The sequence below is a fragment of the Marinobacter denitrificans genome (assembly GCF_008795955.1).
In the GTDB taxonomy this organism is placed as follows: domain Bacteria; phylum Pseudomonadota; class Gammaproteobacteria; order Pseudomonadales; family Oleiphilaceae; genus Marinobacter; species Marinobacter denitrificans.
Genome location: NZ_VMHN01000001.1, coordinates 459,222 through 484,623 on the forward strand (window position 1 = coordinate 459,222; position 25,402 = coordinate 484,623).

22 protein-coding genes are annotated in these 25,402 nt (G+C 59.0%); 16 read left to right on the forward strand and 6 right to left on the reverse strand.

From position 1 onward, the window contains the following. Positions 1-5 precede the first annotated feature (5 nt). Positions 6-671: a monofunctional biosynthetic peptidoglycan transglycosylase gene (gene mtgA, locus FO268_RS02115; protein ID WP_227716265.1), complete on the reverse strand. Its 666-nt coding sequence runs from the start codon at positions 669-671 to the stop codon at positions 6-8. A 110-nt stretch (positions 672-781) separates the two neighbouring features. Here mtgA and FO268_RS02120 point away from each other — a divergent pair, with 110 nt between their 5' ends. The 3 genes from FO268_RS02120 (at position 782) to FO268_RS02130 (ending at position 3,541) form a co-directional block, all read left to right on the forward strand. Next, positions 782-1,474: a pseudouridine synthase gene (locus tag FO268_RS02120; protein WP_150988927.1), complete on the forward strand. Its 693-nt coding sequence runs from the start codon at positions 782-784 to the stop codon at positions 1,472-1,474. A 13-nt stretch (positions 1,475-1,487) separates the two neighbouring features. Further along, positions 1,488-2,834 (forward strand): dicarboxylate/amino acid:cation symporter, encoded by a 1,347-nt coding sequence (locus tag FO268_RS02125; RefSeq protein ID WP_150988930.1) that lies wholly within the window; start codon positions 1,488-1,490, stop codon positions 2,832-2,834. 62 nt (positions 2,835-2,896) lie between these two features. Then, on the forward strand, positions 2,897-3,541 hold the full coding sequence (locus FO268_RS02130; RefSeq protein WP_150988933.1) for a DsbA family oxidoreductase: 645 nt from the start codon (positions 2,897-2,899) through the stop codon (positions 3,539-3,541). A 62-nt stretch (positions 3,542-3,603) separates the two neighbouring features. Here FO268_RS02130 and putA read toward each other — a convergent pair whose 3' ends face one another. After that, positions 3,604-7,233 (reverse strand): bifunctional proline dehydrogenase/L-glutamate gamma-semialdehyde dehydrogenase PutA, encoded by a 3,630-nt coding sequence (gene putA / locus FO268_RS02135; protein ID WP_150988936.1) that lies wholly within the window; start codon positions 7,231-7,233, stop codon positions 3,604-3,606. 169 nt (positions 7,234-7,402) lie between these two features. Further along, positions 7,403-10,918 (reverse strand): NAD-glutamate dehydrogenase, encoded by a 3,516-nt coding sequence (locus FO268_RS02140; RefSeq protein WP_150988939.1) that lies wholly within the window; start codon positions 10,916-10,918, stop codon positions 7,403-7,405. 159 nt (positions 10,919-11,077) lie between these two features. On the opposite strand from FO268_RS02140, the gene FO268_RS02145 reads away from it, so the two are divergent. The 13 genes from FO268_RS02145 (at position 11,078) to FO268_RS02205 (ending at position 22,897) form a co-directional block, all read left to right on the forward strand. Further along, positions 11,078-11,530, forward strand: coding sequence for an Lrp/AsnC ligand binding domain-containing protein (locus tag FO268_RS02145; RefSeq protein WP_150988942.1), 453 nt, complete (start codon positions 11,078-11,080; stop codon positions 11,528-11,530). Next, positions 11,530-12,441 (forward strand): LysR family transcriptional regulator, encoded by a 912-nt coding sequence (locus FO268_RS02150; protein ID WP_150988945.1) that lies wholly within the window; start codon positions 11,530-11,532, stop codon positions 12,439-12,441. Before FO268_RS02145 ends, FO268_RS02150 begins: the two co-directional genes overlap by 1 nt. Before the next feature lie 107 nt (positions 12,442-12,548). Next, positions 12,549-13,352, forward strand: coding sequence for a putative hydro-lyase (locus FO268_RS02155; RefSeq protein WP_150988949.1), 804 nt, complete (start codon positions 12,549-12,551; stop codon positions 13,350-13,352). 48 nt (positions 13,353-13,400) lie between these two features. Next, entirely contained in the window at positions 13,401-14,465 is a 1,065-nt protein-coding gene (locus FO268_RS02160) for a TRAP transporter substrate-binding protein (RefSeq protein ID WP_150988952.1), read from the forward strand. A 64-nt stretch (positions 14,466-14,529) separates the two neighbouring features. Beyond that, positions 14,530-15,126, forward strand: a complete 597-nt coding sequence (locus FO268_RS02165; RefSeq protein ID WP_150988955.1) for a TRAP transporter small permease subunit — start codon at positions 14,530-14,532, stop codon at positions 15,124-15,126. Continuing rightward, on the forward strand, positions 15,123-16,406 hold the full coding sequence (locus tag FO268_RS02170) for a TRAP transporter large permease (protein WP_150988958.1): 1,284 nt from the start codon (positions 15,123-15,125) through the stop codon (positions 16,404-16,406). The genes FO268_RS02165 and FO268_RS02170 overlap by 4 nt, the downstream gene beginning before the upstream one ends. A 32-nt stretch (positions 16,407-16,438) precedes the next feature. Continuing rightward, on the forward strand, positions 16,439-17,116 hold the full coding sequence (locus FO268_RS02175; protein WP_150988961.1) for a DUF2848 domain-containing protein: 678 nt from the start codon (positions 16,439-16,441) through the stop codon (positions 17,114-17,116). Then, positions 17,113-18,444, forward strand: a complete 1,332-nt coding sequence (locus FO268_RS02180) for an amidase (RefSeq protein WP_150988964.1) — start codon at positions 17,113-17,115, stop codon at positions 18,442-18,444. Before FO268_RS02175 ends, FO268_RS02180 begins: the two co-directional genes overlap by 4 nt. Positions 18,445-18,449: 5 nt before the next feature. Then, entirely contained in the window at positions 18,450-19,286 is an 837-nt protein-coding gene (locus FO268_RS02185) for a hypothetical protein (protein WP_150988968.1), read from the forward strand. Between the two features lie 91 nt (positions 19,287-19,377). Beyond that, complete coding sequence (locus tag FO268_RS02190) at positions 19,378-20,445, forward strand: NADH:flavin oxidoreductase/NADH oxidase (protein ID WP_202336555.1); 1,068 nt, start codon at positions 19,378-19,380, stop codon at positions 20,443-20,445. Between the two features lie 39 nt (positions 20,446-20,484). Continuing rightward, a complete protein-coding gene (locus tag FO268_RS02195) occupies positions 20,485-21,240 on the forward strand; it encodes a 5-oxoprolinase subunit PxpA (RefSeq protein ID WP_150988974.1) in 756 nt (251 codons plus the stop codon). Continuing rightward, the gene (gene pxpB, locus FO268_RS02200) at positions 21,237-21,962 is read left to right on the forward strand and encodes a 5-oxoprolinase subunit PxpB (RefSeq protein WP_150988977.1); all 726 of its coding nucleotides are present in this window, start codon (positions 21,237-21,239) and stop codon (positions 21,960-21,962) included. The genes FO268_RS02195 and pxpB overlap by 4 nt, the downstream gene beginning before the upstream one ends. Next, positions 21,959-22,897, forward strand: coding sequence for a 5-oxoprolinase subunit C family protein (locus FO268_RS02205; protein ID WP_150988981.1), 939 nt, complete (start codon positions 21,959-21,961; stop codon positions 22,895-22,897). Before pxpB ends, FO268_RS02205 begins: the two co-directional genes overlap by 4 nt. Before the next feature lie 9 nt (positions 22,898-22,906). Here FO268_RS02205 and efpL read toward each other — a convergent pair whose 3' ends face one another. The 3 genes from efpL to FO268_RS02220 all read right to left on the reverse strand — a co-directional run bounded on the left by efpL (position 22,907) and on the right by FO268_RS02220 (position 25,345). Beyond that, complete coding sequence (efpL, locus tag FO268_RS02210; protein ID WP_137435321.1) at positions 22,907-23,473, reverse strand: elongation factor P-like protein EfpL; 567 nt, start codon at positions 23,471-23,473, stop codon at positions 22,907-22,909. Between the two features lie 87 nt (positions 23,474-23,560). Then, positions 23,561-24,592 (reverse strand): threonine aldolase family protein, encoded by a 1,032-nt coding sequence (locus tag FO268_RS02215; protein ID WP_150988984.1) that lies wholly within the window; start codon positions 24,590-24,592, stop codon positions 23,561-23,563. A 54-nt stretch (positions 24,593-24,646) separates the two neighbouring features. Beyond that, a complete protein-coding gene (locus tag FO268_RS02220; protein WP_150988987.1) occupies positions 24,647-25,345 on the reverse strand; it encodes a crotonase/enoyl-CoA hydratase family protein in 699 nt (232 codons plus the stop codon). Between the last annotated feature and the right edge of the window lie 57 nt (positions 25,346-25,402).

Here is a 25,402-nt window from a genome sequence, read left to right on the forward strand (position 1 = left end):
AATCGTTAATTATACAATCCCTGCAGATAACGCAACCCGGAAAGCTGTGCCATCTGCCCACGAATCCACGCTACCCGCTCCCACACATAGGCCGAGGGGCTGGCAGCGCTGAGCACCTTCGGATTGGGCAGCACGGCTGCTAGTCGGGCAGCCTGGGTTTGAGACAACTGGCTGGCAGGGATGCCGAAATAGAGTCGGCTGGCAGCCTCAACACCATAGACCCCACGACCAAACTCGGCAATGTTCAGGTATACCTCGATAATCCGCCGCTTGGGCCAGAGCCCATCAATGCCCAGTGCCAGCCCCGCCTCAAGCGCCTTGCGTATGAAACTACGCCCGTTCCACAGGAACAGGTTCTTGGCGGTCTGCTGGGTGATAGTGCTTGCGCCGCGCAAACCCTGGCCAGCCTGGTACTCTGCCAACGCCTTGCGGATAGCGCCAAAATCCACCCCGTGGTGATGTGGGAAACGCTGATCCTCACTGGCCACTACCGCCAGCGGCATCCAGGGTGATATATCATCCAGCCCCACCCATTCCTGCCTCAGTTCCTGACCGGAGCCGGAGATCACGTGGCCCAGCATGAAGGCAGAAATGGGCGGATTCACGAACCTGAACAGTACAACCGCTGCCGTAACCAGCAACAGAAGCCCCGCCAGGGCCCAGGCAAACATTCCCAGGGATTTTCGGATCAAAGATTGTCGAGCCACAGTGCTATCATCAACCGGTTGTAGGTATTGTCGTTTAAACGCATAGAGCCGGACCGGACTATAACATCGCCGCTATGAAGCTTTCCCGAATTCTCAGTAATCAAAACGGTGTCAGCCGCAAGCAGGCCAACGCATTGATTTCCGCGGCGGCGGTAACGGTGGATGGCGCTGTGTGCAAGGAACCAGCGCGTGAGGTGGACCGATTCTCAACGGTGGCCTGCGGCGGCAGCGTCATCCAGCGGGGTGAACCGGCCTGCTATCTTATGCTACACAAACCTGCAGGATACCTGAGTGCGACAGCCGACAAGATTCACAAAACCGTAATGGAGCTGATCGACCACAGCCTTCACAACTGCCTGCATATTGCAGGGCGGCTGGACCGGGCCAGCACCGGTTTGTTGATCCTCACCAATGATGGCACCTGGTCGCGCCGGCTGACCAAACCGGAAATCAGAATACCGAAGGTCTACCGGGTATCCACCGCCCACGCGATCTCGCCGGAGACTGCTGCACGTTTTGCTGAAGGCATCTGGTTCGAGTTCGAGCAGCTCAGAACGTCCCCCGCCCAGCTCGAACTGCTCGGAGCCCGGGAAGCACGGATTACTATCTACGAAGGCCGCTACCACCAGGTGAAGCGCATGTTTCATGCCGTCGGAAATCGAATAACGGGGCTGCACCGGGAGAGCATGGGCGACATTCACCTTGACGACAGGCTTGCACCCGGCGCCTGCCGCCAGTTGACCGAAACGGAAATCAATTCCGTCTGACAAAGGTCCGATCATGACTGAAAACAACTCGAGCTATTATCCGCGACCGCTACGGCATTTGAGTAGCTACCTCTCCGGGCTTGTGCAGGGGCGTCTCTGGCTGAAAGTACTCGTCGGCATGTTCCTGGGCCTGGTAACGGGGACCTTGCTCGGCCCCTCTGTTGGTCTCGTCGAGCCCGCGACGGGCACGCTGATCGGTAACTGGCTGGCGTTCCCCGGGCAGCTTTTCCTGGCCACAATCCAGATGATCGTAATTCCCCTGGTCATTGCCTCCGTCATCCGCGGTCTTGCCGCCAGCGAAGATCTGGACCAGCTCCGCAAGATGGGGCTGCGGGTGACCGGCTTTTTCGTCATCACTACCGCCATAGCTGCCTCCATCGGGCTCTGGGTGGGCAACCTGATAAATCCCGGCAGCATGATGACAGGCCTTGCCAGCACCGTCTCACCCGGGGAAGGCCCGACCACAGCAGCAACCATGCCCAGTGTGGATGAGCTCCCCACAACCCTGATTGGTCTGCTTCCCGGCAACCCACTGGACGCCATGGTCGAGGGCCAGATGCTGCAGGTCGTGATTTTCTCCATCATAGTCGGTATCGCTCTGGTGAGTATGGCCCCGGAAAAGTCACGACCCTTGCTGGACCTGCTGGACTCCTTGCAACAGGTCTGTATGACAGTCGTGCGCTGGGCCATGCGGCTGGCGCCCTACGCCGTGTTCGGACTGATGGCACAGCTGACGACCACTATCGGCTTCCAGGCCATGATGGGCATGGCATCCTATGTGGTGACCGTTCTGGTGGGTCTGCTGCTTCTGCTCGGACTGTACATGTTGATCCTTAAGCTGCTGGCTGGGCAGCCTCCTGTTCAGTTCATCAAGGACAGCCGTGATGTCCTGCTGCTTGCGTTCTCCACTTCAAGCTCAGCAGCGGTAATGCCGCTGTCGATTCGCACTGCCGAAGACAAGCTCGGGGTGCGGCCCTCGGTCTCCCAGTTTGTCATTCCGTTGGGCGCCACCATCAATATGAACGGCACGGCCCTGTACCAGGCTGTGGCGACGGTATTCCTGGCGCAGGTGTACGGCATTGATCTCAGCATGGGTAGCATGGCACTTGTCGTGGCCATGGCCGTTGGTGCCTCCATCGGCTCACCGGCAACACCGGGCGTCGGCATCGTCATTCTGGCAATGGTGCTGCAGACGGTCGGCATTCCGCCAGGTGGCATTGCACTGATCATGGGTGTGGATCGGATTCTGGATATGTGTCGTACTGCCATCAACGTTACCGGCGATCTCGTCACCTGCCGGCTGATGGAAAACTGGTCCGGTAAACGGCTACCTGAAGAGCCGGTTTCCCGGCAGCCTTGAAGGCGACGCACCGAAAGGTCTTCTGTTAACCTGACATAGACACAATCCAATCCGGAGCTGCCATGACAACCATGCAAATCGACATCGTGTCCGACATCGCCTGCCCCTGGTGCGCCATTGGTTATGCCCGCCTGGAGAAAGCCATGGAGGCCCTGCAAGACGACATGGACTTCACCCTGCAATGGCATGCTTTTGAACTGAACCCGGACCCGTCCGGCGATGGCGAACCTATCCTGCCGGCCCTGAGTCGCAAATATGGCCGCAGTGAAGACGAGATGAGAGCCAGTCAGGGGCAGATGATGGAGATAGCCACGGCGCTGGGACTGAACTTCGAGAAGCTTCAGGAGCGTCATACCCGCAACACGTTTGATGCCCACAGGCTGGTGAAATGGGCGGGAGAACAGGGCAAACAAACGGAAATGAAGATGGCCTTCTTCGAAGCCTACTTTGGCCGCGCGGAAAACATTTCAAACCCGGACGTGCTGGTCTATTGCGTGGAATCCATCGGGCTGGACGGCGCCAAAGCCCGCGAAGTGCTGGCATCAGACCTGTATGCCGATGCCGTCCGACAGGATGAGGCCCAGTACCAGCAGGCAGGCGTGTCGGCAGTGCCTGCCTACATCATCAACCGGAAATACCTGATTTCCGGTGCCCAGGAACCTGAAACGCTGGTACAAGCCTTCCGGGAAATTGCCGAATCTGCCTGAGCAGTTTCCAGTGGCGACTGCCTGACCCCCCCTTCTCCGGGGGGCGTCCGGCAGCACCATAGTTACTCGGACGCGGCGATGAGACTGGCGTTGCCGCCTGCCGCCGTTGTATCCACACACAGGTGACGCTCAATCACGAATCGCTGATCAAGCTTGTGCTCGGTAATCAGCGGCAGCAGGGCGCCCTCCCTTTTTGCCAATGCCTGACGGTACTCCTTCAACAGGGACTGCTCCGCGCAGCTCACCGCTGCATGGAAGCCACGGGCCTGAGCAAGTGCCTCCGGCTCAAGCAGCCCTTCAACACCAACAATTGGCAGGCCAGCCGCGGCTGCAGTGCTCACGGTTTCTTCAACGCCCGGGGCAATAACAACCACTTTGTTACCCTGGGACAACGCGGTGGCGGCCTGCTCCAGCGCAGTGTCCTTATCCGGCCCCAGGCAAAGCACCACGCCCCGGGGGTGGTTGGTCAGGCGGTTCAGTTCGCCAGTCGGCCCCGGCAGTTCTTCAGCGTGAGCATCCAGCGGCGCGGGAACCGCACCGAAGATCGGCTTCATCGCTTCCATTCGTGGCTCAGGTGCCAACGTTTTTACTCCCACCACTTTGCCAATCAGCCCTTCGAGCTTCTTGATATCCACCTGCCTGGCCCCGGAATCCGCCGGGCGCTCAACGGTCTCGCCCTTCAGGAAACGACGCACATACTGAGGGCCGCCGGCCTTGGGACCGGTTCCGGACAGGCCTTCGCCCCCGAATGGCTGAGACCCGACAATGGCACCGATCTGGTTCCGGTTCACATAGGTGTTGCCGACCTTGATACGGCTGGCAATCTGCTCCACACGACGGTCGACACGGCTATGGATACCAAAGGTCAGGCCGTAACCCTTGGCGTTGACGTCGTCCACCACCTTGTTGATGTCCTTGGCCGCAAACGTGGCCACATGCAGCACCGGGCCGAAAATCTCTTCTTCCAGTTCCTCGATTCCGCTGACACTGATGACAACCGGCGAAACATAGTTGCCCTTCTGGGGCACCGGTACCTTTTTCATTAGGCGCCCTTTGGCTTCGTACTTGTCGCAGTGGTCGGTGATTTTCTTCCTGGCGGCTTCATCAATTACCGGCCCGACATCTGTCGAGAGCAGCCACGGATCGCCAACGCCAAGCTCGTCCATGGCGCCGTACAGCATTTCCAGAAGATGGTCGGCGATGTCTTTCTGCACATAGAGCATACGCAGGGCGGAACACCGCTGGCCTGCACTCTGGAAAGAAGAAGCCAGTACATCCCGTACAACCTGTTCAGGGAGGGCGGTGGAGTCCACAATCATGGCGTTCAGTCCGCCCGTCTCCGCAACCAGCGCAGCGTCGGGGGCCATGTTTTCACTCATCTTCCTGTCGATACGCTGGGCCGTTGCCGTGGAACCGGTAAAGCAGACTCCGGCTACCCGTGGGTCAGAAGTCAGTGCGCTACCCACGGTGGCGCCGGTGCCCGGAAGCAACTGAATGGCATCCTTGGGGATGCCTGCCTGATGCATCAATTCCACAGCACGTACCGCCAGCAATGAGGACTGTTCGGCGGGCTTGGCCAATACCGTGTTGCCCGCCACCAGGTTGGCAAGAATCTGACCCGTGAAGATTGCCAGTGGGAAGTTCCAGGGTGAAATACACACCATCACACCCCGTGATTCACCGCTGTCCTCATAGCGAATGCCTTCATTGGCGTAAAACAGGGCAAAGTCCACAGCCTCACGGATTTCGGCAACTCCGTCCAGCAGCGACTTCCCGGCCTCCCGGGTGGCTAGAGCGAAAAGTTCGTAGGCGTTTTCCTCATACAAATCGGCCACCTTGCGAAGACATTCTGCCCGCTCCTTCGCTGACCGGGCAGACCATGTCTTGAAGCCTTCCTGCGCTGCGGTAATGGCAGTGTCCACATCGGCCTCGGAGGCCAGGGTCACATGGCCAACGGTATCTTCGGGATCAGCCGGGTTGCGGACCATCTGAACTTCTGCACCACCCACGTCGCCGGCAATGATGGGCCCGCCTTTCCAGCGATGCTCGCGATAGGGATCGCGACCCTCATCGATTTCCTTGACGGTCACCGGATCCGTGATATCCCAACCCTTGGAGTTGCGCCGCTGCTCGCCAAAGATCTTGAAGGGATGCACGATCGCCTTACTGGAGATATCAGTGCCCATTTCCTTGACCGAATCCATCGGGTCCCTGGCGATCTCCTCCGGCGTGATGCGCTTGTCCACAATCTGGTTAACGAACGAGCTGTTGGCACCGTTCTCCAGCAGACGGCGCACCAGGTACGCCAACAGATCCTTGTGAGGACCCACCGGCGCGTAAATCCGACAGGGCACACCACTGACCTTCAGCACTTCGCTGTGGAGTGACTCGCCCATGCCATGGAGGCGCTGAAATTCATAGTTATCCACGCCCTTGGATTTTGCCAGCTCCAGAATCGCCGACACGGAGTGGGCGTTGTGAGTGGCAAACTGCGGGTAGATCCTGTCCGTCATGTTCAACAGTTTTGTGGCACAGGACAGGAAGGATACGTCGCTACAGGCCTTTCGGGTAAATACCGGGAAGCCGCTCAGGCCCATGACCTGCGCACGTTTGATTTCGGCATCCCAGTAGGCGCCCTTCACCAGGCGAACCATGAAGCGGCGGTCGTACTTTTCTGCCAGTCCGTAGAGCCAGTCCAGCGCGAAGGCAGAGCGCTTGCCATAGGCCTGGACCACCACACCAAAGCCGTCCCAGCCGGCCAGCTCGGGATCAGCCACCAGTGCCTCGATGACATCCAGGGAAAGGTCCAGCCGGTCCTGTTCCTCGGCATCAATGTTGAATCCCATATTGGCGGCAGCCGCCTTCCTGACCAGCTCTTTCGCCCGGGGGAGCAGCTCGTTCATCACCCGTTCTTTGTTGCCATACTCGTAGCGGGCCAACAGGGCGGACAGCTTGACGGAAATACCGGGATTCTTGCGCACGTCGCCCTTACAGGCCTTGGCGATGCTGTCGATGGCGTTGGAATAGGAGTTGTAATAACGCTTGGCGTCATCGTCGGTGCGGGCGGCCTCGCCCAGCATATCGTAAGAGTAGGTGTAGCCCTTGGCCGTGTACTCTTTTGCTTCGTCCTGGGCTTCGTCGATATCACGCCCCAGAACGAACTGGCGGCCCATTTCTTTCATTGCCTGTCCGGCAACGGTGCGGATAACAGGCTCGCCAAACCGCTTCAACAGCTTGCGCAGGGTATCGCCCACGCTGTTGCGCTCGGAGTCCTTGAGCAGATTGCTGGTCATCAGCAATGCAACGGTCGCCGTATTGATCAGCGACGAAGACGCGCGGCCCACATGGTTGCCCCAGGCGCCGGAAGTGATCTTGTCCTCAATCAGTTCGTGAATTGTCAGGTTATCAGGCACGCGCAGCAACGCTTCCGCCAGACACATCAGCGCCACACCCTCTTTGGTGGTGAGGCCGTATTCCGCCAGGAACTTTTCCATGATGGTGGACTTGGCGTTCTTGCGGACGCTACGTACCAGGTCAGCCGCGCGAGCGGAAATTGCGTCGCGCTCGGCCTGGGTCAACTGGGCGCCAGCAATCATCTCACTAATCACTTTGTATTCATCCGCCAGGTAATAACTGCGGATGGCCTGCCGGCTATCGACCAGTGTGGGAGTCTCTGATTGCTGCGGTCTCATGGTTGAACCCTCTCAGTTGTTTGTCTTTCCCGCATTCTACCGGGAACGACAAAGACTATTTGACTGTAAAAACCAGACACACACGACCTTCAGGCTTTTTTAATGAACTAAAATTTATGTTCTTCCTGTCAAATGCTCAGTATTCAGGTGAATTTACTGCACTGGCTGGTTAATCTGCCTTTGCGGCCAGCTCCCGAAGTACGCTGTGAGCGACGGAGAAGACCGCGCAATCAACATCATTCGCAGCCTGCATGTCTCCGAGCATCCGGTGCCAGCGCACCAGTAGCGCCTGTTTGTCGTCGCGCCAGGCTTCCAGCATCTGTTCTGGTGACACCTCCTGGGTGCCTTTCGCTACAGCCGCCGCGGAAAACACACTCGACGTAAGGTTCCGCAACTGATGATCAAGCTCATCGCGGTAATGGAGCGTCGCCAATACCTGCCAGTGACCACGGGCCCTGAAGGCACGCATTTGCCTGTCCAGCCAGGTCAGGTTCAGGCCTTCCCCGAGACTGAAATAAACCCAGGCCACCGATTCCAGATCCTGTCCCAACTGGCGACCGATCTCGATGATGTCCATCAGCCAGTACCGGCTCTCAGCCGAGGCTCCATAAGCGGCCAGCCCCTCGGGAACTGCCTGCTTACAGTACCTATCATAGCGTTCATGCCAGCGACTTGCAGGAATCACCGAGCCCAGGCGCTCTGTTGACGCCAACACCTCGGCCAGCGGCCCCTGATAGTGGGCAACACACGAGGCCGGATCCAGATCGCTCCGGCGGTTGTGCAGCAGCCAGCTGGTGCTGCGGGTAACCAGGCGAATCACGTCACTGAACAGTTCCGCCTGCACCTCGGGGCTGATCTTGCCATCCAGTGCCTCAATGGCCTTCCATTGAGTCTCTACGTCATGGATGCGCAGGGAGATCAGGTACCCTGCAGCAATCCGCCCGCTATCGGCACCAGTGGCATTACGCAGCTTGTCCGCCCAGCTGATGCCCATACGATTCACCATGTCATTGGCGATCTGGGTGGCTGAAATTTCCGCGCGCAGCGGATGCGCGTCAATTGCCTCGGGAAAGTGCTCCAATAACGATGCCGGAAAAGCCGAATAGAGCGCATGAATAAAGCGGTCATCATGAACAATTGTGGTGGTCAGCAACGCCTGTTTGAGTTCGATCTTGGCGTAGGAAATGAGCACAGAGAGCTCCGGGCGTGTGAGGCCGGAGCCACGCTCCCGCCGCTCCCTGAGCGCCTCATCATCGGGGAGGAACTCAAGCGCCCGGTCAAGCTTGCCCTCGGCTTCAAGCCGCCGCATCAGGCGCTCATACTCGTCTGCAGTGGTCACAGCACCGCTTTGTGCCAGACACAATGCCATGGCCTGGCGATAGTTGTTGCGCAGTACCAGCTCCGCCACCTCGGCCGTCATTGCCCTGAGCATCTGGTTACGCTGGTCCAGCGTCATCTGTCCCCGTCGCACCTGCTCGTTGAGAAGTATCTTGATATTTACCTCATGGTCCGAGCAATCCACCCCGCCGGCATTGTCGATAAAATCGGTATTGGCCGCCCCACCGGCGCGGGCAAAGTCAATCCGGCCGAGCTGGGTGAATCCCAGGTTGCCGCCTTCTCCAAGTACCCGGCACTGCAACTGATGGCCATCAATCCTAACGGCGTCATTGGCTTTGTCGCCAACGTCATCGTGGGACTCACTTGCTGCTTTCACGTAGGTGCCGATGCCGCCATTCCAGAGCATATCCACCGGGGCTGTCAGCAGTGCCCTGATCAACTCATTGGGGGCGAGGCGGTCGGCTTCTATGCCCAGTCTGGCCTGCATCTGGGGTGAAACCGGAATCCACTTTGCAGACCGGGAAAAAACCCCGCCACCCTCGCTGATCCGTTTCTCGTCATAATCCGCCCAGCTCGACCCCGGCAACTCGAACAGCCGCTTGCGTTCGGCAAAGGAGGCAGCTGCGTCCGGCTCGGGGTCAACAAAGATATGCAGATGATTGAACGCGCCGACCAGACGGATACGATCCGACAACAGCATGCCGTTACCGAACACATCCCCCCCCATGTCGCCGATACCAACCACCGTGAATTCTTCGGCCTGGGTGTCGATGCCCTTCTCGAGGAAGTGTCGTTTGACGGACTCCCAGGCACCCCGAGCCGTAATCCCCATCTTTTTGTGGTCGTAGCCCTCGCTGCCGCCGGAGGCAAACGCATCTCCCAGCCAGAAGCCATAGTCGTGGGCCAGCCGGTTGGCGATATCGGAGAAGGTCGCGGTACCTTTGTCAGCGGCGACCACCAGGTAGGTGTCGTCGCCATCATGGCGGACCACATCGGCCGGTGGCACGACTTCACCCTCATCCAGATTGTCGGTCAGATCCAGCAACCCCCGGATAAACGTCTGATAGCAGGTGATGCCCTCTTCCCTCAAGGCCTCCCGGGAGCCATCTTCCGGCGGCTGTTTGACGATGAACCCGCCCTTGGCACCGACGGGCACAATCACCGAGTTCTTCACCTGCTGGGCCTTTACCAGGCCGAGAATTTCGGTGCGGTAGTCCTCACTGCGGTCGGACCAGCGCAGCCCGCCCCTGGCCACCGGGCCTGCCCTGAGGTGTACCCCTTCCACTCTGGGTGAACATACGAAGACCTCAAAATGAGGACAGGGTTTCGGAATATCGGGTACAGAGGAAGGGTCCATTTTGAGCGACAGGTATCCCTTGAACTCGCCGGTGTCCTGGCGCTGGAAGTAGTTGGTTCTCAGGGTTGCTTTGATAAGCACATAAAAGCGCCTGAGAATCCGGTCATCATCAAGACTTGTCACCGCATCAAGGGAATCCAGAATGGCACTTTCAATCCTTGCAGTCTCTGATTCCCGGCATTCAGCCACCGCAGCATCGGGATCGAACCTGGCCTTGAAGAACTCCACCAGCAGCGAGGTAAGATCCAGATGCCGCGCCAGGGTATCGGCAATGAACGGCTGGCTGAAACCGAAACGCAGCTGCTTGATATAACGGGAATAGGCCCGCAGCACGCTGACCTCGCGCCAGCCCAGGCTTGCCGCCATCATCAGCTGGTTGAAGTCATCGTTCTCGGCAAAACCATTCCAGATTTCGCGAAACCCTTCCTGCAACAGGGGTTTGGCTTTTTCAATGTCAGCGCCGCGGCAACGGGCGTGGAACTCCACCGTAAAATCACTGATCCCGAACTGCTCGCCGTCACGCCGCCGGATACGATACGGGTGCTCCCCAAGCACCCGCATGCCAAGGTTCTCCAGAATTGGAATGACATCCGACAGGATCACCGATTTGCCCTGGCTGTAGAGCTTGAAGCTGAGTTCCTGCGCGCCCTGCTCAGATGGCTGATAGAAACGCATGGGCACATCGGACGTCAGGGCAATGGATTGAATCTGCTGAATGTCTTCAACCGCATCCTGAACAGAGAACTTCGACCGGTAGCTCGAAGGGAAGCCGCCACTGAACATGCTGGCAAATCGCTGCCCGGGCTTCTCACCAAGAACTTCAACCAGGCGCTGCAGCAGTGCGTCATCCCACGACACGGACTCCTCCATCATGGTGGCGACAATTTCACGCAGGTTTCGCGAGTCGTCCGGGTCGTAATCCTCACCCTCAAGGGCATCTGAGAGCTGTTCCAGCAGCGTTTGTTTTTGTTTGGCTTCGGCAGGGGTCATCAATGGTCTCCGGGAATATCAACTGGCACGTATGTGACTGAACATCCCACAGTATAGCCAACTCGCAGAAGGCCCTTTGTCTGTAAAGTTTTAATGTGCAGGTATTTTGATTATATTCAGGCCCATAATTAGCCGTATATCTAGCCAGGAAATGAGATTATGGTCGAACTGGACAGAATCGATCACTCCATCATCCGCGAATTGCAGAAGCACGCGCGGATCACAGTGACTGAGCTCGCCTCACGGGTGGGGTTGTCGAAAACGCCCTGTCAGGTTCGTATGCGGCGCCTGGAAGAGCAGGGATATATCACCGGGTACACCGCCCTGGTCAACCAGACCAAACTCGGACAAAGCCACATCGCATTTGCCCAGGTTACCCTGAACGACACCAGCAGTGGCGCCCTGGCGGCGTTCAACACTGCAGCAAAACAGATCTCGGCAGTGGAACAGTGCCACATGATCGCGGGCAACTTTGATTACCTGCTGAAAGTACGCACCCGCAATATGGCAGAATACCGGCAGGTGCTCGGGGAGCAGATATCCGCCTTGCCCCATGTATTGCAGACCAGCACGTTTGTGGTAATGGAGAATGTCAAGGATGCGGGGATCTGATGCACATCCGGACCCTGGAAACCTTCGTCTGGATCGCCAGGCTGGGTAGCTTCCGTGCCGCCGCCAGCAGGGTCTACGCCTCACAACCCTCGGTATCAGCCCGCATTGCCGGCCTGGAAGACCAGCTTGGCATAGAACTGTTTGATCGTTCCGGCAAGAAGATCACCCTGACCGCCAAGGGCCGGGAGTTTCTCGTGTATGCCGAGAAAATGCTGAGCCTGCACGGTGAGATGCTACAGGCGGTGGCCAAACCATCCTCTATTCAGGGCACCATTCGCCTTGCTGTCTCGGAAACCATTGCCCATACCTGGCTACCCCAATTGCTGGAACGTGTGAGCGAAGCCTACCCGGCCATCAACCTGGAGCTGGACGTGGATATCTCCGTCAACCTGGCGGAAAAACTCAAGAACCACGAGATCGATGTAGCCTTTCTCATGGGCGGCGTCAACCAGCCCGGCATCATAAACCGGGACCTGTGCCGCTATTCTCTGACCTGGGTTGCAAGCCCTCAGCTCAACATTCCCGATCAAGCGATGTCTCTCGCCGAGCTTGCCACCTGGCCCATCGTCACCTACCCGCGACAGAGTGAGCCCTACATTGCCATCCGCTCACTGGTGGACCCCATGAACCATTCCACCCGCATTCATTCCTGTTCGTCGCTCTCAACCATCATACGCATGACGGTGGATGGCCTTGGCGTCAGCGCCCTTCCCCGGGAAATTCTGCAGCGTGAACTGGACACCGGCATTCTGCGACGATTCGAGGTTGATGCAACCGTGCCGGATCTTACGTTCATTGCGGCCTACAGGGCGGCGCCGAGCAGCAGTGTGGTACATGCCATTGCAGAACTTGCATTGATAACTGCAAAAGAGCGCGCAGGATTGGTCGAAGAGTCCCCCGCAGACCGTTGAAAAACATGACTGATCCATTTTTTCTATCGAAACTGATCCCATATTTCGATTTGTGTTAATCATTACTTCTGCCTTAAATGTAAGAAACTCATCTATCGGGCAGAACCATGACAAGCATCGCTCAGCTGGACGCACACTCAACACCCCAGGCTGTTCGCAAAGCGGCAAGAGAAGGCAGCCTGACCGGGCCAACCTCCGGGCTTGCCAGCGGTTATGTCCAAGTCAACCTGGTCATCCTGCCGGAATCCCAGGCAGCGGGCTTTCTCCGTTTCTGCCAGGCCAACCCCAAGCCCTGTCCTCTGTTGGCAGTCAGTGAGCCCGGCGCGCGCACCTGCACCCTTTTAGGCCGTGATCTGGATATTGCCCGCGATGTGCCCGCGTACCGCATCTACCACCATGGCCGGGTCAGTGACACCCGTATGGATGTGGCGGATGACTGGCGGGATGACCTGGTGACCTTTGCGCTGGGCTGCTCCTTTACGTTCGAGCACGCCCTGATCAGCGCCGGGATTCAGGTGCGCCACATCGACGAAGCCAGAAACGTGCCGATGTACAACACCTCCGTACCACTGACGCCAGCGGGCGGTTTTAGCGGCAATCTGGTCGTCTCGATGCGACCGTTTGTGGCCGCTGATGCCATCCGCGCTATCCAGATCACCACCCGCTACCCACAGGTTCACGGTTCTCCCGTGCACCTGGGCAATCCATCGCTGATCGGAGTTTCCGATCTGGGCGCACCGGACTACGGCGACTCCGTTTCCGTGGGTAAGAATGAAATTCCGGTGTTCTGGGCCTGTGGTGTTACGCCACAGCAAGTCCTGATTGATTCCGGTATCGAGTTCGCGATCACCCACAGCCCGGGGCACATGCTGGTCACGGATATTCCTGACAACAGCCTGGCCCTTTTTTAATCAGAACCGACAAGAACCACCCCCGACGAAGACCATGAGGAAACCACCATGAATACAAAAAAAACCCTCGTTTCAGCCTCGCTGATGGGTCTGGCAATGGCCAGCTCAACCGCACTGGCACAGGACGTAGACAAAGCCAGCTTCAACTATGTGGGAAGCTGGAGCAGTTTGTCCCTGTACCAGAACTTCGAGCGCCCGTTCTGGGAGAAGCACCTTCCTGAAGCCTCCGACGGCCAGATCAGCACCGAAGTCACCACCTTCGACCAGATGGGCCTGGGTGGCGGTGAAGTCTATCGGCTGATGAGCCGTAACGTTATCGAAGTCACATCCACGGTGGCGGATTATGCGGTTGAGGATGCACCGGAACTGGAAGCCCTGGATATGCCCATGATCGCTCCCGATGTGGAAACCGCCCGCAAAGTAGCAGAAGCCTACCGCCCCGTTCTCGCCGACGCGTTTGAACAGCGTTACGACGGCGCTCACCTGCTGGCGGTTGTGCCTTACCCTTCGCAGATGGTGTTCTGCAACGCTGACATTGACGGCCTGAGTGATCTCAAGGGCATGAAGGTTCGCGCCAGCGGTCGCACCACTGCCGAATTCCTGCAGGCCCTGGGCGCCGAAGGCATCACACTGAATTTCAGCGAAGTACCCGGTGCATTGCAGCGTGGCGTTATCGACTGCGCAGTGACAGGTTCCCTGTCAGGCTACAGCTCGGGCTGGCACGAAGTATCCACCCATCTGTACCCGCTGCCGGTAGGCGGCTGGGACCATGTGGTTACCGCCATGAATGGCAAGAAGTGGAACTCGCTTTCAGAGCAGACACAAGAGTGGTTGACCGCCGAAATCAAGGAAAACTATGAAGACCCGGTCTGGGACTCTGCCGTTGAAGAGACGAAAGAAGGCATCGCCTGCCTGACCGGCAACGGTGAATGCTCCCGCGGTGACGCCGGAGACATGACTCTGGTAGAGGCCACCGATAGTGATTTCACTGAGGCTTCTCGCCATCTGGAAGAAACACTGCTGCCTAACTGGGCGCAGCGCGTCGATCAGGAATGGGTTGACCGCTGGAATGAAACCGTAGGTGACGTAACCGGACTGAGCGCGTCCAAGTAACACGCCTCTCACCCATAACGGCGACCGGGGTGGTCACACTGCCCTGGTCGGTCTGGAGAACCCTATGTTGCAACAGGTGAACTCGTTTCTCGACCGCGTGCTCGCTGGCGTTAAAGTTGGCTCGCTATGGTTCGCCCGGGCAGGCGGCGTGATGATCCTGCTGACAGTGGCTCTGGTTACGGTCGAAGTGGCCTCCCGGGTATTTATGGGTCGTTCCGCGGTCCACGCCACCGAATTGACCGGTTACATCATGGCGATCAGCGCCAGCTGGTCTTTCGCCTACACCCTGATGTGCAAGGCACATATTCGCATTGATGCCCTGTACCTGACGTTTCCTATGAAAGTGCGGGGCGTGCTTGACCTGGTTGCCCTGCTGGCCCTGGCGATGTTCTCAATCCTGGTGGTCGACGCGGTTTTCGGCGTCCTCAGCCACTCTTACAGCGGCGGATCCACCGCCAACACGCCGTTGGGCACGCCTTTGTGGATACCACAGGCCCTCTGGTTTGTGGGGTTGGTCTGGTTTGGCTTTGCCGTGTGTATGGTTTCCCTGCGAGCCTTTTTCGGCTTGCTCAGCGGCGACACAGAAGGTGTTCAGAAACTGGCAGGCAGCCCGACGCTGGACGAACAGATTGAAGAAGAACACAAGGAAGCACGCTCATGATCATTACCGCGCTGCTGATTCTGATGGCTTTGCTGCTCCTGAGCGTTCCTGTGGCTGCAACGCTGATTGCGTTGGCCCTGCTGCTTGCAGAGCTGTTCTCACCCTTTCCGCTGCTTAACGCGATGGGGGATGTGCTCTGGTCTGCGTCTGACAAATATCTGCTGATTGCCATACCCCTGTTTATCCTGTTGGGGGAGATTCTGGTTCGCACCGGTATTGCCCGTGGCACCTACCGTTCCCTGGAAAGCTGGATGTCCTGGCTGCCGGGCGGGCTGCTCCATGCCAACATCGGCACCGCAACCCTGTTCTCCGCCACCTCCGGTTCCAGTGTCGCCACCGCAGCCACTATTGGCACCGTGGCGCTTCCACAGGGCAAAGAGATGGGTTACGACCCCAAGTTGTTCACCGGTTCCATTGCCGCCGGCGGCACCCTGGGCATCATGATTCCACCCTCGATCAACCTGATCGTGTACGGATTCCTGACTGAAACCTCCATTCCGCAGCTGTTTGCCGCAGGCCTGCTACCGGGCCTTCTGCTCGCGCTGATGTTCATTGTCGGTACCGCGCTGATCTGTATCTGGAAGCCAAGCCTTGGCGGGCCCAGTGTGTCACACAGCTGGGGGGACCGTTTTTCCGGCCTGCGACATCTCGTGCCAGTACTGACCCTGTTCGGTATTGTGGTCGGCTCCATCTATGCTGGCGTGGCAACACCAACTGAAGCGGCCTCGCTGGGCGTGCTGGGTGCGCTGATCATTGCTGCATCCATGAAAAAGCTGTCAGTACGCGTGATCACCGAAGCGCTGGACGGCACCATGAAAACCACCGGCATGATTATGCTGATCATCATTGCTTCCTACTTCCTGAACTTTGTACTGGCTTCAGCGGGGGTGACGCGCGAGCTGACCGCTTTCCTGGAAAACGCCGGTCTTGGCCCCTATTCCACGCTGGTGCTGGCCATCCTGCTCTATATCATTCTCGGATTTTTCATCGAAACCCTGTCACTGATGGTCATCACCATTCCCATTGTCGCCCCGATCCTTATCGGTCTGGGCTTTGATTCTGTGTGGCTTGGGATCCTGATTATTCTGCTGATTGAAATGGCCCTGATCACGCCACCGGTGGGCCTCAACCTCTATGTGGTGCAGGGGGTCCGAAAAGGTGGACCTTTCAGCGACGTGATGAAAGGCGCCATGCCCTACGTTGGCATCATGTTCCTGATGGCCATCGTGCTGGTGCTGTTCCCTCAGGTGGCCACATTCCTCCCTGAGCTGATGAAGTGATCAGCCATGAACCCAATGACCGGAGTGACTCAATGACTAACTTCCAACTTGCAGACTCCCTGGAATCCATTCATGTCGACGTCCGCGAGCTCATCATTGCTGGCTGGGCCGGTCGGGTGCAGTCGGCCATCGACGAACACATCGAAGAACTGAAGGAAATTGGCGTAACACCGCCATCCACCACCCCGCTGTTCTATCGTGTCGCCGCCAATCAGCTCACGACGGCTCCGGCAATTCAGGTGCTGGGTGAAGCCTCCAGCGGCGAGGTAGAAGTGGTCCTGATAGGCTCCAATCAGGGCACCCTCGTCGGTATCGGTTCAGATCACACCGACCGCGAGGCCGAGGCCTGGTCCGTAGCCCACTCGAAACAGGTCTGCGTCAAACCGGTGAGCCCCCGGGTATGGCGGCTCGATAGCGTGATCGACCACTGGGACGAACTGCAGATGGCGTCCTACGCCACCATCGACGGTGAAGAAGTGTTGTATCAGGAAGGCCCGGTCACTGGGCTGCTGCACCCTGTGGAACTCTTGCGACGCTTTGGGCTGGACAAAGCTGAACTGGCTCTGGGCCAGGCCATGCTGTGCGGCACGCTGCCGGTAATCGGTGAGCTACGCCCAGCACAGGCGTTCCGGATGGTGCTGAAAGATCCGGTGTCAGGCAGCGAACTTCAGCACCAATACAACATTCACACTCTGCCGGTGATCAAATGAACACGCCAACCACACTCGCCCGGATGCTCGACGAGATGGATTGCGGCCAGCGCAAGGCCACGGAGTTGTTGGAGAGCTGTTTCGAGCATATCGACACAAACGACGATGCCAATGCCCAGATCTACACCCGTCGGTTTGATAAAACCGCCCGCGCTGAAGCCGATGCCATCGACCGACTGCGTGAGGCCGGACTGACCGGCGGACAACTTGCCGGGCTGCCCATAGCCCTGAAAGCGCTTTTTGACGTAAAGGGCGAGATCACCCATGCCGGGTCTCAGGGCTGGCAGGTACCCGCGGAAACCGACGCACTTATCGTTTCCCGGTTGCGACGTGAGGGCGCGGTGATCACCGGCCATACCAACATGACCGAGTTTGCGTACTCCGGCGTGGGGTTGAACCCTCACTACGGCACACCGGATAACCCCCTGGCACCGGGTCGCATTCCCGGCGGCTCGTCTTCCGGCGCCGCGGTGGCGGTGGCGCGGGGTATGGCCTGCGGAGCTATCGGCACCGATACAGGCGGATCCGTGCGGATTCCGGCGGCGTTTTGTGGCCTGGTGGGTTTCAAGCCTTCTCAGTCCCGCATTCCCCGCGAGGGCACTTTCCCGCTGTCCGACAGCCTCGATTCCATCGGCCCTATTGCTCCCACAGTGGACTGCTGCGCCCGCCTCGACGCTGTGCTGTCCGGTCGCCAATACCAGCCCCTCAGACCGATATCGCTGAAGGGCGTGCGCTTTGTGGTCCCGACCCAATACATGCTGGACGATCTGGATAACACCGTTGCACAGGCATTTGCCTGCAGCCTGAACAGTCTGCGCGATGCCGGAGCCACCATTATTGAAGCGCCTGCCCCAGTGCTTACTGCAATCCCCGAGCTCATGGAAGGAGGCGGTTTTACCGCTGCAGAAAGCTATTTCGTGCACCGGCAGTCACTGGCGGACCACGGGGACCAGTACGACCCCCGCGTGCGCACCCGGATCGAACGTGGTGCCGCCATTACAGCCGCAGATTACCTGGAACTTTGCCGCCGCCGGCAGCAACGCAAGCAGGAGGCGGACGAATGGCTGCAGGATTACGATGGACTGCTTGCCCCGACAGTGCCAGTGGTTCCGCCTCGATTCGAGGAACTGACGGCAGACGAGGATTACGCCCGCCTGAACCTTCTGATCCTGCGCAACCCTACCGTGGCGAACATGCTGGACCTGTGCTCCGTCACCCTCCCCAACCACAAGCCTGGCTACTTGCCAGGCGGGCTGATGCTGATCGGTCGCAACGGCTCGGATGAGACCCTTTTGCGGCTGGCGAAAGCTGTCGAACGGGTGCTGTAACAACCATGCTGACCGTGCTGCTGGCCAAACTCATCGCTACCGCTCTGGTGGTCATCGGTGTCTCGGTTGCAGTAGGCAAACTGGGCCCCAGACTGGGAGGCATTATTGCCGGAACACCCATTATTCTCGGCCCGGGCTACTTCTTCCTGTTGCAGGAGTGGCCAACAGAATTTATCCAGGACGCAGCGCTGGCAACCCTCCATGCGCTGATCGCCACGCTGCTGTTCAGCATCAGTTTCGTCCTGACTGCCGAACGCCTGGGCGCCCTGCCCAGCCTTGGACTGGCGACCCTGGTCTGGATTCCGGGGGCATACCTGTTCGCCTTCATTCCCGGCGGCGTACTGGTTGCTGTGGTGATCTATGGCGTGGTGCTGCTGGCAGCCGAAATCATCAAACGTGTGCTCGCCCTGAAACAGCCCAAGGTAGTGGCCGTATCCGGGTGGTCTGATGTCGTACTGCGCGGACTTCTTGGCGGAGTGCTCGTAGCTGTCGCCACGACCCTGGGGGCGCGCTCCGGCCCACTGCTGTCGGGGATACTGGTCGGTTTTCCCGTAGGCCTGTTCACCATTGGCTGGACGCTCCACGACCGTTATGGCCCTGACGTGGCAAGAGCTACGGTAGCCGCGGCACAACAAGGCATGCTCAGCCTCGTCGCGTTCGCGGTTGTGACCGCGGTTCTGGTCGGCCATGTCCCCCCGATGGTGACGTTCATATTGGCCTTACTGGCATCCATTGCCGTCAGCGCCGCCCTGTTCATGGTGAGCCAATGGCGGGTTCGCCGTGCCTACGGCCACCTGCTCGCGCCTCAATCAACAATAAAAGGACATCACACCCATGAGTGACGACAAAACCGATTCCAACGCACCTGTTACCGATTCCCGTTCCGGTGGTGAGAACGCCCGCCGCATCCTTCGGCGTGACCCGAACCCTCATATGTTTCGTCCAATCCGTTTCCGATCAGTGGAGGCCCGCAACCGCATTATGCTGTCTCCGATGTGCCAGTATTCCGGCGAAAATGGGCTCTCCAACGACTGGCACTTTGTTCACCTGGGTGCGCGAGCTGCCGGTGGTGTCGGCTGGGTGTTTACCGAAGCGGTGCACATCGAACCCCGTGGGCGGATCACGCCAAACTGCCTTGGCCTGTGGAACGACGAACAACGTGACCGGCTCGCACGCATTGCCAGTTACGTGGCAGACCAGGGCGCAGTGCCCGGCATTCAGCTCGGCCACGCCGGTCGCAAGGCATCGGTCGGACGCCCCTGGGAGGGTTCTCACCCGTTACGGGCAGACACCGGCGGCTGGGAAGATCTGGTGTCCGCATCGGCGCTGCCCTATGCCAGCCAATGGCAAGTACCGGAAGCAATGAACCAGAATCAGATCGACGAGTCGCTGGAGGCCCTGAAGTCCGCCACCCGCCGGGCCCGGGAAGCCGGTTTCCAGGCATTGGAACTGCACGGCGCCCACGGTTATCTGATTCATCAGTTCCTGTCGCCGCTGAGCAATCAACGTACCGATGAGTACGGCGGAACCTTCGAAAACCGAATACGCTTTCTGCAGGAGTCCATCGCGGTGGTGAGGGAGGAATGGCCAGACGACCTGCCGCTGTTCCTGCGGCTGTCCTGCACCGACTGGGTGGACGGAGGCTGGACCCTCGACGACACCGTGCGGCTGGCCACCCTGTTGCGGTTCCAGGGCGATGTCGACCTGATAGACTGTTCATCAGGTGGGAATGATCCGCGCCAGCAAATCCCGATTCATCCGGGGTACCAGGTCCCCCTGTCGCAAGCGGTGCGCACGCGGGCTGACATTGCTACCGGCGCCGTTGGCCTGATCCACAGCCCGGACCTGGCCGAGTCGATTATCGCCAATGGCCAGGCTGACCTGGTGATACTGGGGCGGGCACTGTTGTCGGACCCGGCCTGGCCGCTTCGCGCCGCAGCGGCTCTGAAAGCCGAAAACGTAGAGTGGCCAAAACAGTACGAACGCTCGAACATCTTCTGAGCCAACAGGCTGTTTCAAAGCAAAGAAAGAGAGGGCATCATGAAACCTTTACTACTGAATGCCGACATGGGTGAGAGCTTCGGCCCCTGGGTGATGGGGATGGATCACCATGTCATGCCCCATGTTCACCTGGCCAATATAGCCTGCGGATTTCACGCCTCGGATCCGGATGTCATGCGGCGCACGGTTCGCATGGCGGCAGAACATTCGGTGGGCATCGGTGCCCACCCGGCCTACCCGGATCTGGTCGGTTTCGGCCGACGCTCCATGGCTTTTTCAGAGGAGGAAATCGAAAATCTGGTGCTCTATCAGGTAGGCGCGCTGGCGGCCATGTGTCGGGCCGAAGGCACGGAAATCCGTTATGTGAAACCCCACGGCGCGCTTTACAACGACATGACCCACAAGCCGGAGATATTCAGCGCCGTGGCCCGGGCCATCAAAGCCTATGGCTCAGGGCTTCCGCTGATGACCCTGGCAACCCGCGACACAAGCTCAATACGTGAACTGGCCCAAGAGCAAGGCCTCACGCTATGGTTTGAGGCCTTCGCCGACCGTGCCTACGACGCCGACGGCCGGCTGGTTTCCCGGACGCAGCCCGGCGCTGTGCACCACGATCCTGACGTTATTCTTGACCAGGCCCAGCGCATCGCCACGGGACAACCACTGACCGCCAGCGATGGCAGTGAACTGATCCTGACTGCGGACACCCTGTGTGTCCACGGCGATAACGAAGAGTCGGTGGCGTCCGTGCGCGCCATCCGCCAGATGCTCAACCAACTTCAAGAACGGGCATGAAACCGACACGCTTACCCTGCCTCGAGCGGGCCGGCCTTGACGGCTGGATGGTGCGGCTGTTCGACAGCATCGAGGAAAACAACCTCCTGTGGCTGGCGGCCCTTGCCGAGGAATGCGAGGCCGCCTTCGGCGACACCCTGGTGGACCTGGTGCCGTCCTACACCACGCTGCTGGTGGTTTTCGATCCGCTTCACATCAGCCCCTGCGAAGCCAGAAAACAACTGCTCGACATACTCGCTACGCTGACACCTGCTGAAGCGGGCACCAGCGGAAAACTGCACGAACTGCCCACCTGGTACGACCTGCAGGTAGGCCCTGACCTCCAGCGAGTAGCTGACATGTCGGACCTTTCGGTTGAGGCCGTCATTGAAGCCCACAGCGCCCGGGATTATCGCGTGTTTGCGCTCGGCTTCGCGCCCGGGTTTGCCTTTATGGGGCTACTGGACCAATCACTGACCTGTCCACGCCTGGATACCCCGCGCCAGAAAGTGCCTGCTGGCAGCGTGGCCATTGCCGGCCAGCAAACCGCCGCCTACCCGGTAGTGACGCCTGGCGGCTGGAACCTCATTGGCCGTACTCCTGCGCGGTTATTTGACAGGAACCGCGAAGGGTTAAGCCTGCTGAGAGTCGGCGACCGCGTGCGTTTTGTGCCGGTGAATCAGGACACTTTCGAGGCAGAGGGTGGCGAGACCACACTCACAAACGGGGGCCCGGCGAAATGAGCGAAAGTCACCTCACAGGATTTCGCGTCTCCCGCGCTGGCCCGCTTGCACTGCTGCAGGATGCCGGCCGTTTCGGAGTCCGCCATCTGGGCGTCACCCAAGGTGGGCCGGCCGACCTACACGCCTGGGCCTGGGCCAACCGCCTGGCAGGCAACACCTGGGGCACCGCCGTGCTGGAAATCACCTTTGGTGGGCTGGAGCTGGTGGCGGAGCGGGATCTGACCATTGCGCTGACGGGCGCCAACCTGGGCGTCAGGCACAATCAACAAGCCGCGCCCATGTGGCGAACATTGGCCATCCGTGCGGGGGACAGGCTTGCTTTTGGCACGCCGGTTAACGGCTTACGTGCTTATCTGGCGGTTGCCGGAGGTTTCCGCGGTGAGACTGTCATGGGAAGCGCCGCCTGCGTGGTAAGGGAACAGCTCGGCGGATTTGACGGGCAGGGAACCAGCCTGCGTGAGGGCGATACACTCACTGTGAACGAAGCGGACAGCATTCCGGCCGATCAGATTGCGCCGGAATCGGAACAGCGGGATTACCGGCAGACAACCACACTGAACCTGCTTCCGGGTGCCCAGATAGCGGCCTTTACTGGCAGAAGCCTGTTTGATGCGTTCAATTCCGAATGGGAGGTGGACCAGCGTGCAGACCGTATGGGCGTACGCCTGACCGGCCCCAGACTCCAGTGCACTATCAGCTCACTGGTGTCGGAAGGGATTTCACTGGGCGCCGTTCAGGTACCACCGGATGGCCAGCCAATCGCCCTGCTGAACGACCGGCAGACCATTGGCGGCTACCCGCGCCTGGGCAATCTCACACCGTTGGCCGCCAGCCTCCTGGCCCAGTGCATGCCTGGGCAGACGGTTCGCCTCAGAGCTGCCGGCATAGACAGCGCGCTGCGACAACACCGACAGTTTCTTCACTCGTTGCGCTGATCCGTACCCTCAGGCCCGGCCCAAGAACCGGCGCTCTTCCACATTGATTTTGATCCGGTCGCCTGTGGAAATATGTTCCGGCACCTGAATAACAAGGCCCGTGGTTAGCCTGGCAGGTTTGGTCCGTGCCGTTGCAGATCCGCCTTTGACGGAGGGATCGGTTTCCTCAATGACAAGGTCCACCGTCGGGGGCAAATCCAGCGCCACGGGCGCATCGCTTACAAGAATAACCATCAAGCCCTGAGTATCCTCGTTGATGAACAGCAACTCATCAGCAATGGCCTCGCCATTCAGGCTGTACTGGGTGAAGTCTTCGGTATCCATGAAGACGTATTCTTCGCCGTCTGAATAGGAGAACGTGGCCGGCCTGCGGACCAGGTCAGCCAGATTCAGCATGTCGGAATCCTTGAACGTCTGGTCGATCTTGTAACCGGTCACTACGTCGTAAAGCCGCATGCGATAAAGACTGCCGCCGGCTCTTCCCTGGGGCACTGACCGCTCGATGTCCTTGACGAAGTAAACGCCACCCTCGTATTCAACTGCGGAATTCTTCTTGATTTCACCTGCTTTTGGCATTGCTACTGCTTCCAGTATATAAAATGGGACAAATACGATGCTGATATACCACGAAGCCGGCTCTCTGGCGATAGCCAGCAAGCGGACTCAGGCCACCAGTGCACGCACGTCTGCAAGAAAACGATCCACCTGCTCCGAGCTGGTCGACCATGAACACATCAGACGGGCGCTGCCACCAATGAAGTTGTAGAAATTCCACCCCTTCGCCCGCAAAGCGGCCTGCACCGGCTCCGGCATCTCCACGAAAACACCATTCACCTGCCTGGGATAACGAAGCCTGATACCCGGCAGCCCCTGAAGTCCCTTCTCAAGCCGTTCTGCACACGCGTTGGCGTGGCGGGCATTCTGCAGCCATACATCCCCTTCCAGCAGCCCGCACCAGGGTGCAGAAATGTATCGCATCTTGGAGGCCAGCTGCCCAGCCTGTTTACAGCGCCACTCGAAGTCTTCGGCCAGTTCGTGATTGAAGAACACCACTGCCTCACCCATCGCCAGGCCATTCTTGGTGCCCGAGAAGCACAACACGTCCACCCCGGCCTTCCAGGTGATCTCGGACGGATGCACATCCAGCGCTGCCACTGCGTTGGCGAAGCGGGCGCCATCCATATGGATATTCAGCTTGTAGCGATCCGCCACTTCCCGGATGGCCCGCAGCTCCTCGGGGGTGTAGACCGTGCCCACCTCGGTGGCCTGGGTCAGGCTCAGGGCCTTGGGTTTGGGATAGTGGATATCGCTGCGCTTGGTGACCAGATGCTCAATGCTTTGCGGTGTGAGTTTGCCGTCGGCGCCCTGCCCTAACAGTAACTTAGCGCCGTTTGAGGCGTACTCGGGGCCACCACATTCATCGGTCTCTATGTGCGCGAGCTCATGGCAGATAACACTGTGAAAGGACTGGCCGATGGAGGCCAGGGCAAGCGAGTTGGCGGCGGTGCCATTGAACACAAAGTAGACATCGCAATCCGTGTCAAACAGAGTTCGAAGATCATCCGCCGCCCGCTGTGTCCAGCGGTCCTCGCCGTAGGCCGGCTCATCGGAACAATTCGCCTCGGCCATCGCCTTCCAGGCTTGTGGGCACACCCCGCTGTAGTTATCGCTGGCGAACTGCTCGGACTCTGACACGACGTTGCTCCTTCATCGCTCGGGTGATAGGCCGCACCATACGGCCCATTCTGTTCAGCTCATCAATCCCAGGTGTTCTGCATCCTTAAGGATACAATCATCCAGCAGCTCGAGATACGCAGCCTTGGCCTTACGCTTGGTCTGCTCGTGAGCCTTCATGTTCAGCTTCCGGAACTGCTGGGCCACATCATTCGCCCTTTCCTTAAGCTGCTCCGGCGCAACCACCTCATCCAGGAAACCGGCTTCAATGGCTCCTTTGGGGCTAAAAATTTCCGCGTTGATCACGGAACGGTAAAAATGGGACGGCGACAGGCGATGCCGCGCAATTTCGATACCGGCATGGTGCATGGTCATGCCGATGGCCACCTCGTTCAGGCCCAGCTTGAAATCACCCTCGATACCAATGCGGTAATCCACCGACAGGAGAATGAACGCGCCCTTGGCAATGGCGTGGCCACTGCAGGCACCGATTATCGGCAGCGGGAAGGCTGCCAGGCGACGGGTGAAGCGGGAACCCACCGTGACCAGCGCGGAGGCTTCCTTCGGCCCCTTCTGCATTTCCTTCAGGTCGTAGCCGCCGGAAAGAATACCGGGCTGCCCTGTCAGGATCACCACTGCCTTGTCTTCCTCGGCCCGGTCAAGAGCGTGATTGAGCGCTTCAAATACTTCGTGGCTCAGCGCGTTTGCCTTGCCGTTGCTGATAGTGATCGTGGCAACGCCATCTTCCAATTGATAATTTACAAGGTCCGTCACCGGATTGTCCTCTTGCTGAAGTTGAATTTTTAGGTGGCGAACTTTGCCACCTTCTGC

Excerpts from the sequence above, each read along its gene's own strand:
- mtgA (WP_227716265.1), bottom strand. The coding sequence starts at position 671 with ATGTTTGCCTGGGCCCTGGCGGGGCTTCTGTTGCTGGTTACGGCAGCG.
- FO268_RS02120 (WP_150988927.1), top strand. The coding sequence starts at position 782 with ATGAAGCTTTCCCGAATTCTCAGTAATCAAAACGGTGTCAGCCGCAAG.
- FO268_RS02125 (WP_150988930.1), top strand. The coding sequence starts at position 1,488 with ATGACTGAAAACAACTCGAGCTATTATCCGCGACCGCTACGGCATTTG.
- FO268_RS02130 (WP_150988933.1), top strand. The coding sequence starts at position 2,897 with ATGACAACCATGCAAATCGACATCGTGTCCGACATCGCCTGCCCCTGG.
- putA (WP_150988936.1), bottom strand. The coding sequence starts at position 7,233 with ATGAGACCGCAGCAATCAGAGACTCCCACACTGGTCGATAGCCGGCAG.
- FO268_RS02140 (WP_150988939.1), bottom strand. The coding sequence starts at position 10,918 with ATGACCCCTGCCGAAGCCAAACAAAAACAAACGCTGCTGGAACAGCTC.
- FO268_RS02145 (WP_150988942.1), top strand. The coding sequence starts at position 11,078 with ATGGTCGAACTGGACAGAATCGATCACTCCATCATCCGCGAATTGCAG.
- FO268_RS02150 (WP_150988945.1), top strand. The coding sequence starts at position 11,530 with ATGCACATCCGGACCCTGGAAACCTTCGTCTGGATCGCCAGGCTGGGT.
- FO268_RS02155 (WP_150988949.1), top strand. The coding sequence starts at position 12,549 with ATGACAAGCATCGCTCAGCTGGACGCACACTCAACACCCCAGGCTGTT.
- FO268_RS02160 (WP_150988952.1), top strand. The coding sequence starts at position 13,401 with ATGAATACAAAAAAAACCCTCGTTTCAGCCTCGCTGATGGGTCTGGCA.
- FO268_RS02165 (WP_150988955.1), top strand. The coding sequence starts at position 14,530 with ATGTTGCAACAGGTGAACTCGTTTCTCGACCGCGTGCTCGCTGGCGTT.
- FO268_RS02170 (WP_150988958.1), top strand. The coding sequence starts at position 15,123 with ATGATCATTACCGCGCTGCTGATTCTGATGGCTTTGCTGCTCCTGAGC.
- FO268_RS02175 (WP_150988961.1), top strand. The coding sequence starts at position 16,439 with ATGACTAACTTCCAACTTGCAGACTCCCTGGAATCCATTCATGTCGAC.
- FO268_RS02180 (WP_150988964.1), top strand. The coding sequence starts at position 17,113 with ATGAACACGCCAACCACACTCGCCCGGATGCTCGACGAGATGGATTGC.
- FO268_RS02185 (WP_150988968.1), top strand. The coding sequence starts at position 18,450 with ATGCTGACCGTGCTGCTGGCCAAACTCATCGCTACCGCTCTGGTGGTC.
- FO268_RS02190 (WP_202336555.1), top strand. The coding sequence starts at position 19,378 with ATGTTTCGTCCAATCCGTTTCCGATCAGTGGAGGCCCGCAACCGCATT.
- FO268_RS02195 (WP_150988974.1), top strand. The coding sequence starts at position 20,485 with ATGAAACCTTTACTACTGAATGCCGACATGGGTGAGAGCTTCGGCCCC.
- pxpB (WP_150988977.1), top strand. The coding sequence starts at position 21,237 with ATGAAACCGACACGCTTACCCTGCCTCGAGCGGGCCGGCCTTGACGGC.
- FO268_RS02205 (WP_150988981.1), top strand. The coding sequence starts at position 21,959 with ATGAGCGAAAGTCACCTCACAGGATTTCGCGTCTCCCGCGCTGGCCCG.
- efpL (WP_137435321.1), bottom strand. The coding sequence starts at position 23,473 with ATGCCAAAAGCAGGTGAAATCAAGAAGAATTCCGCAGTTGAATACGAG.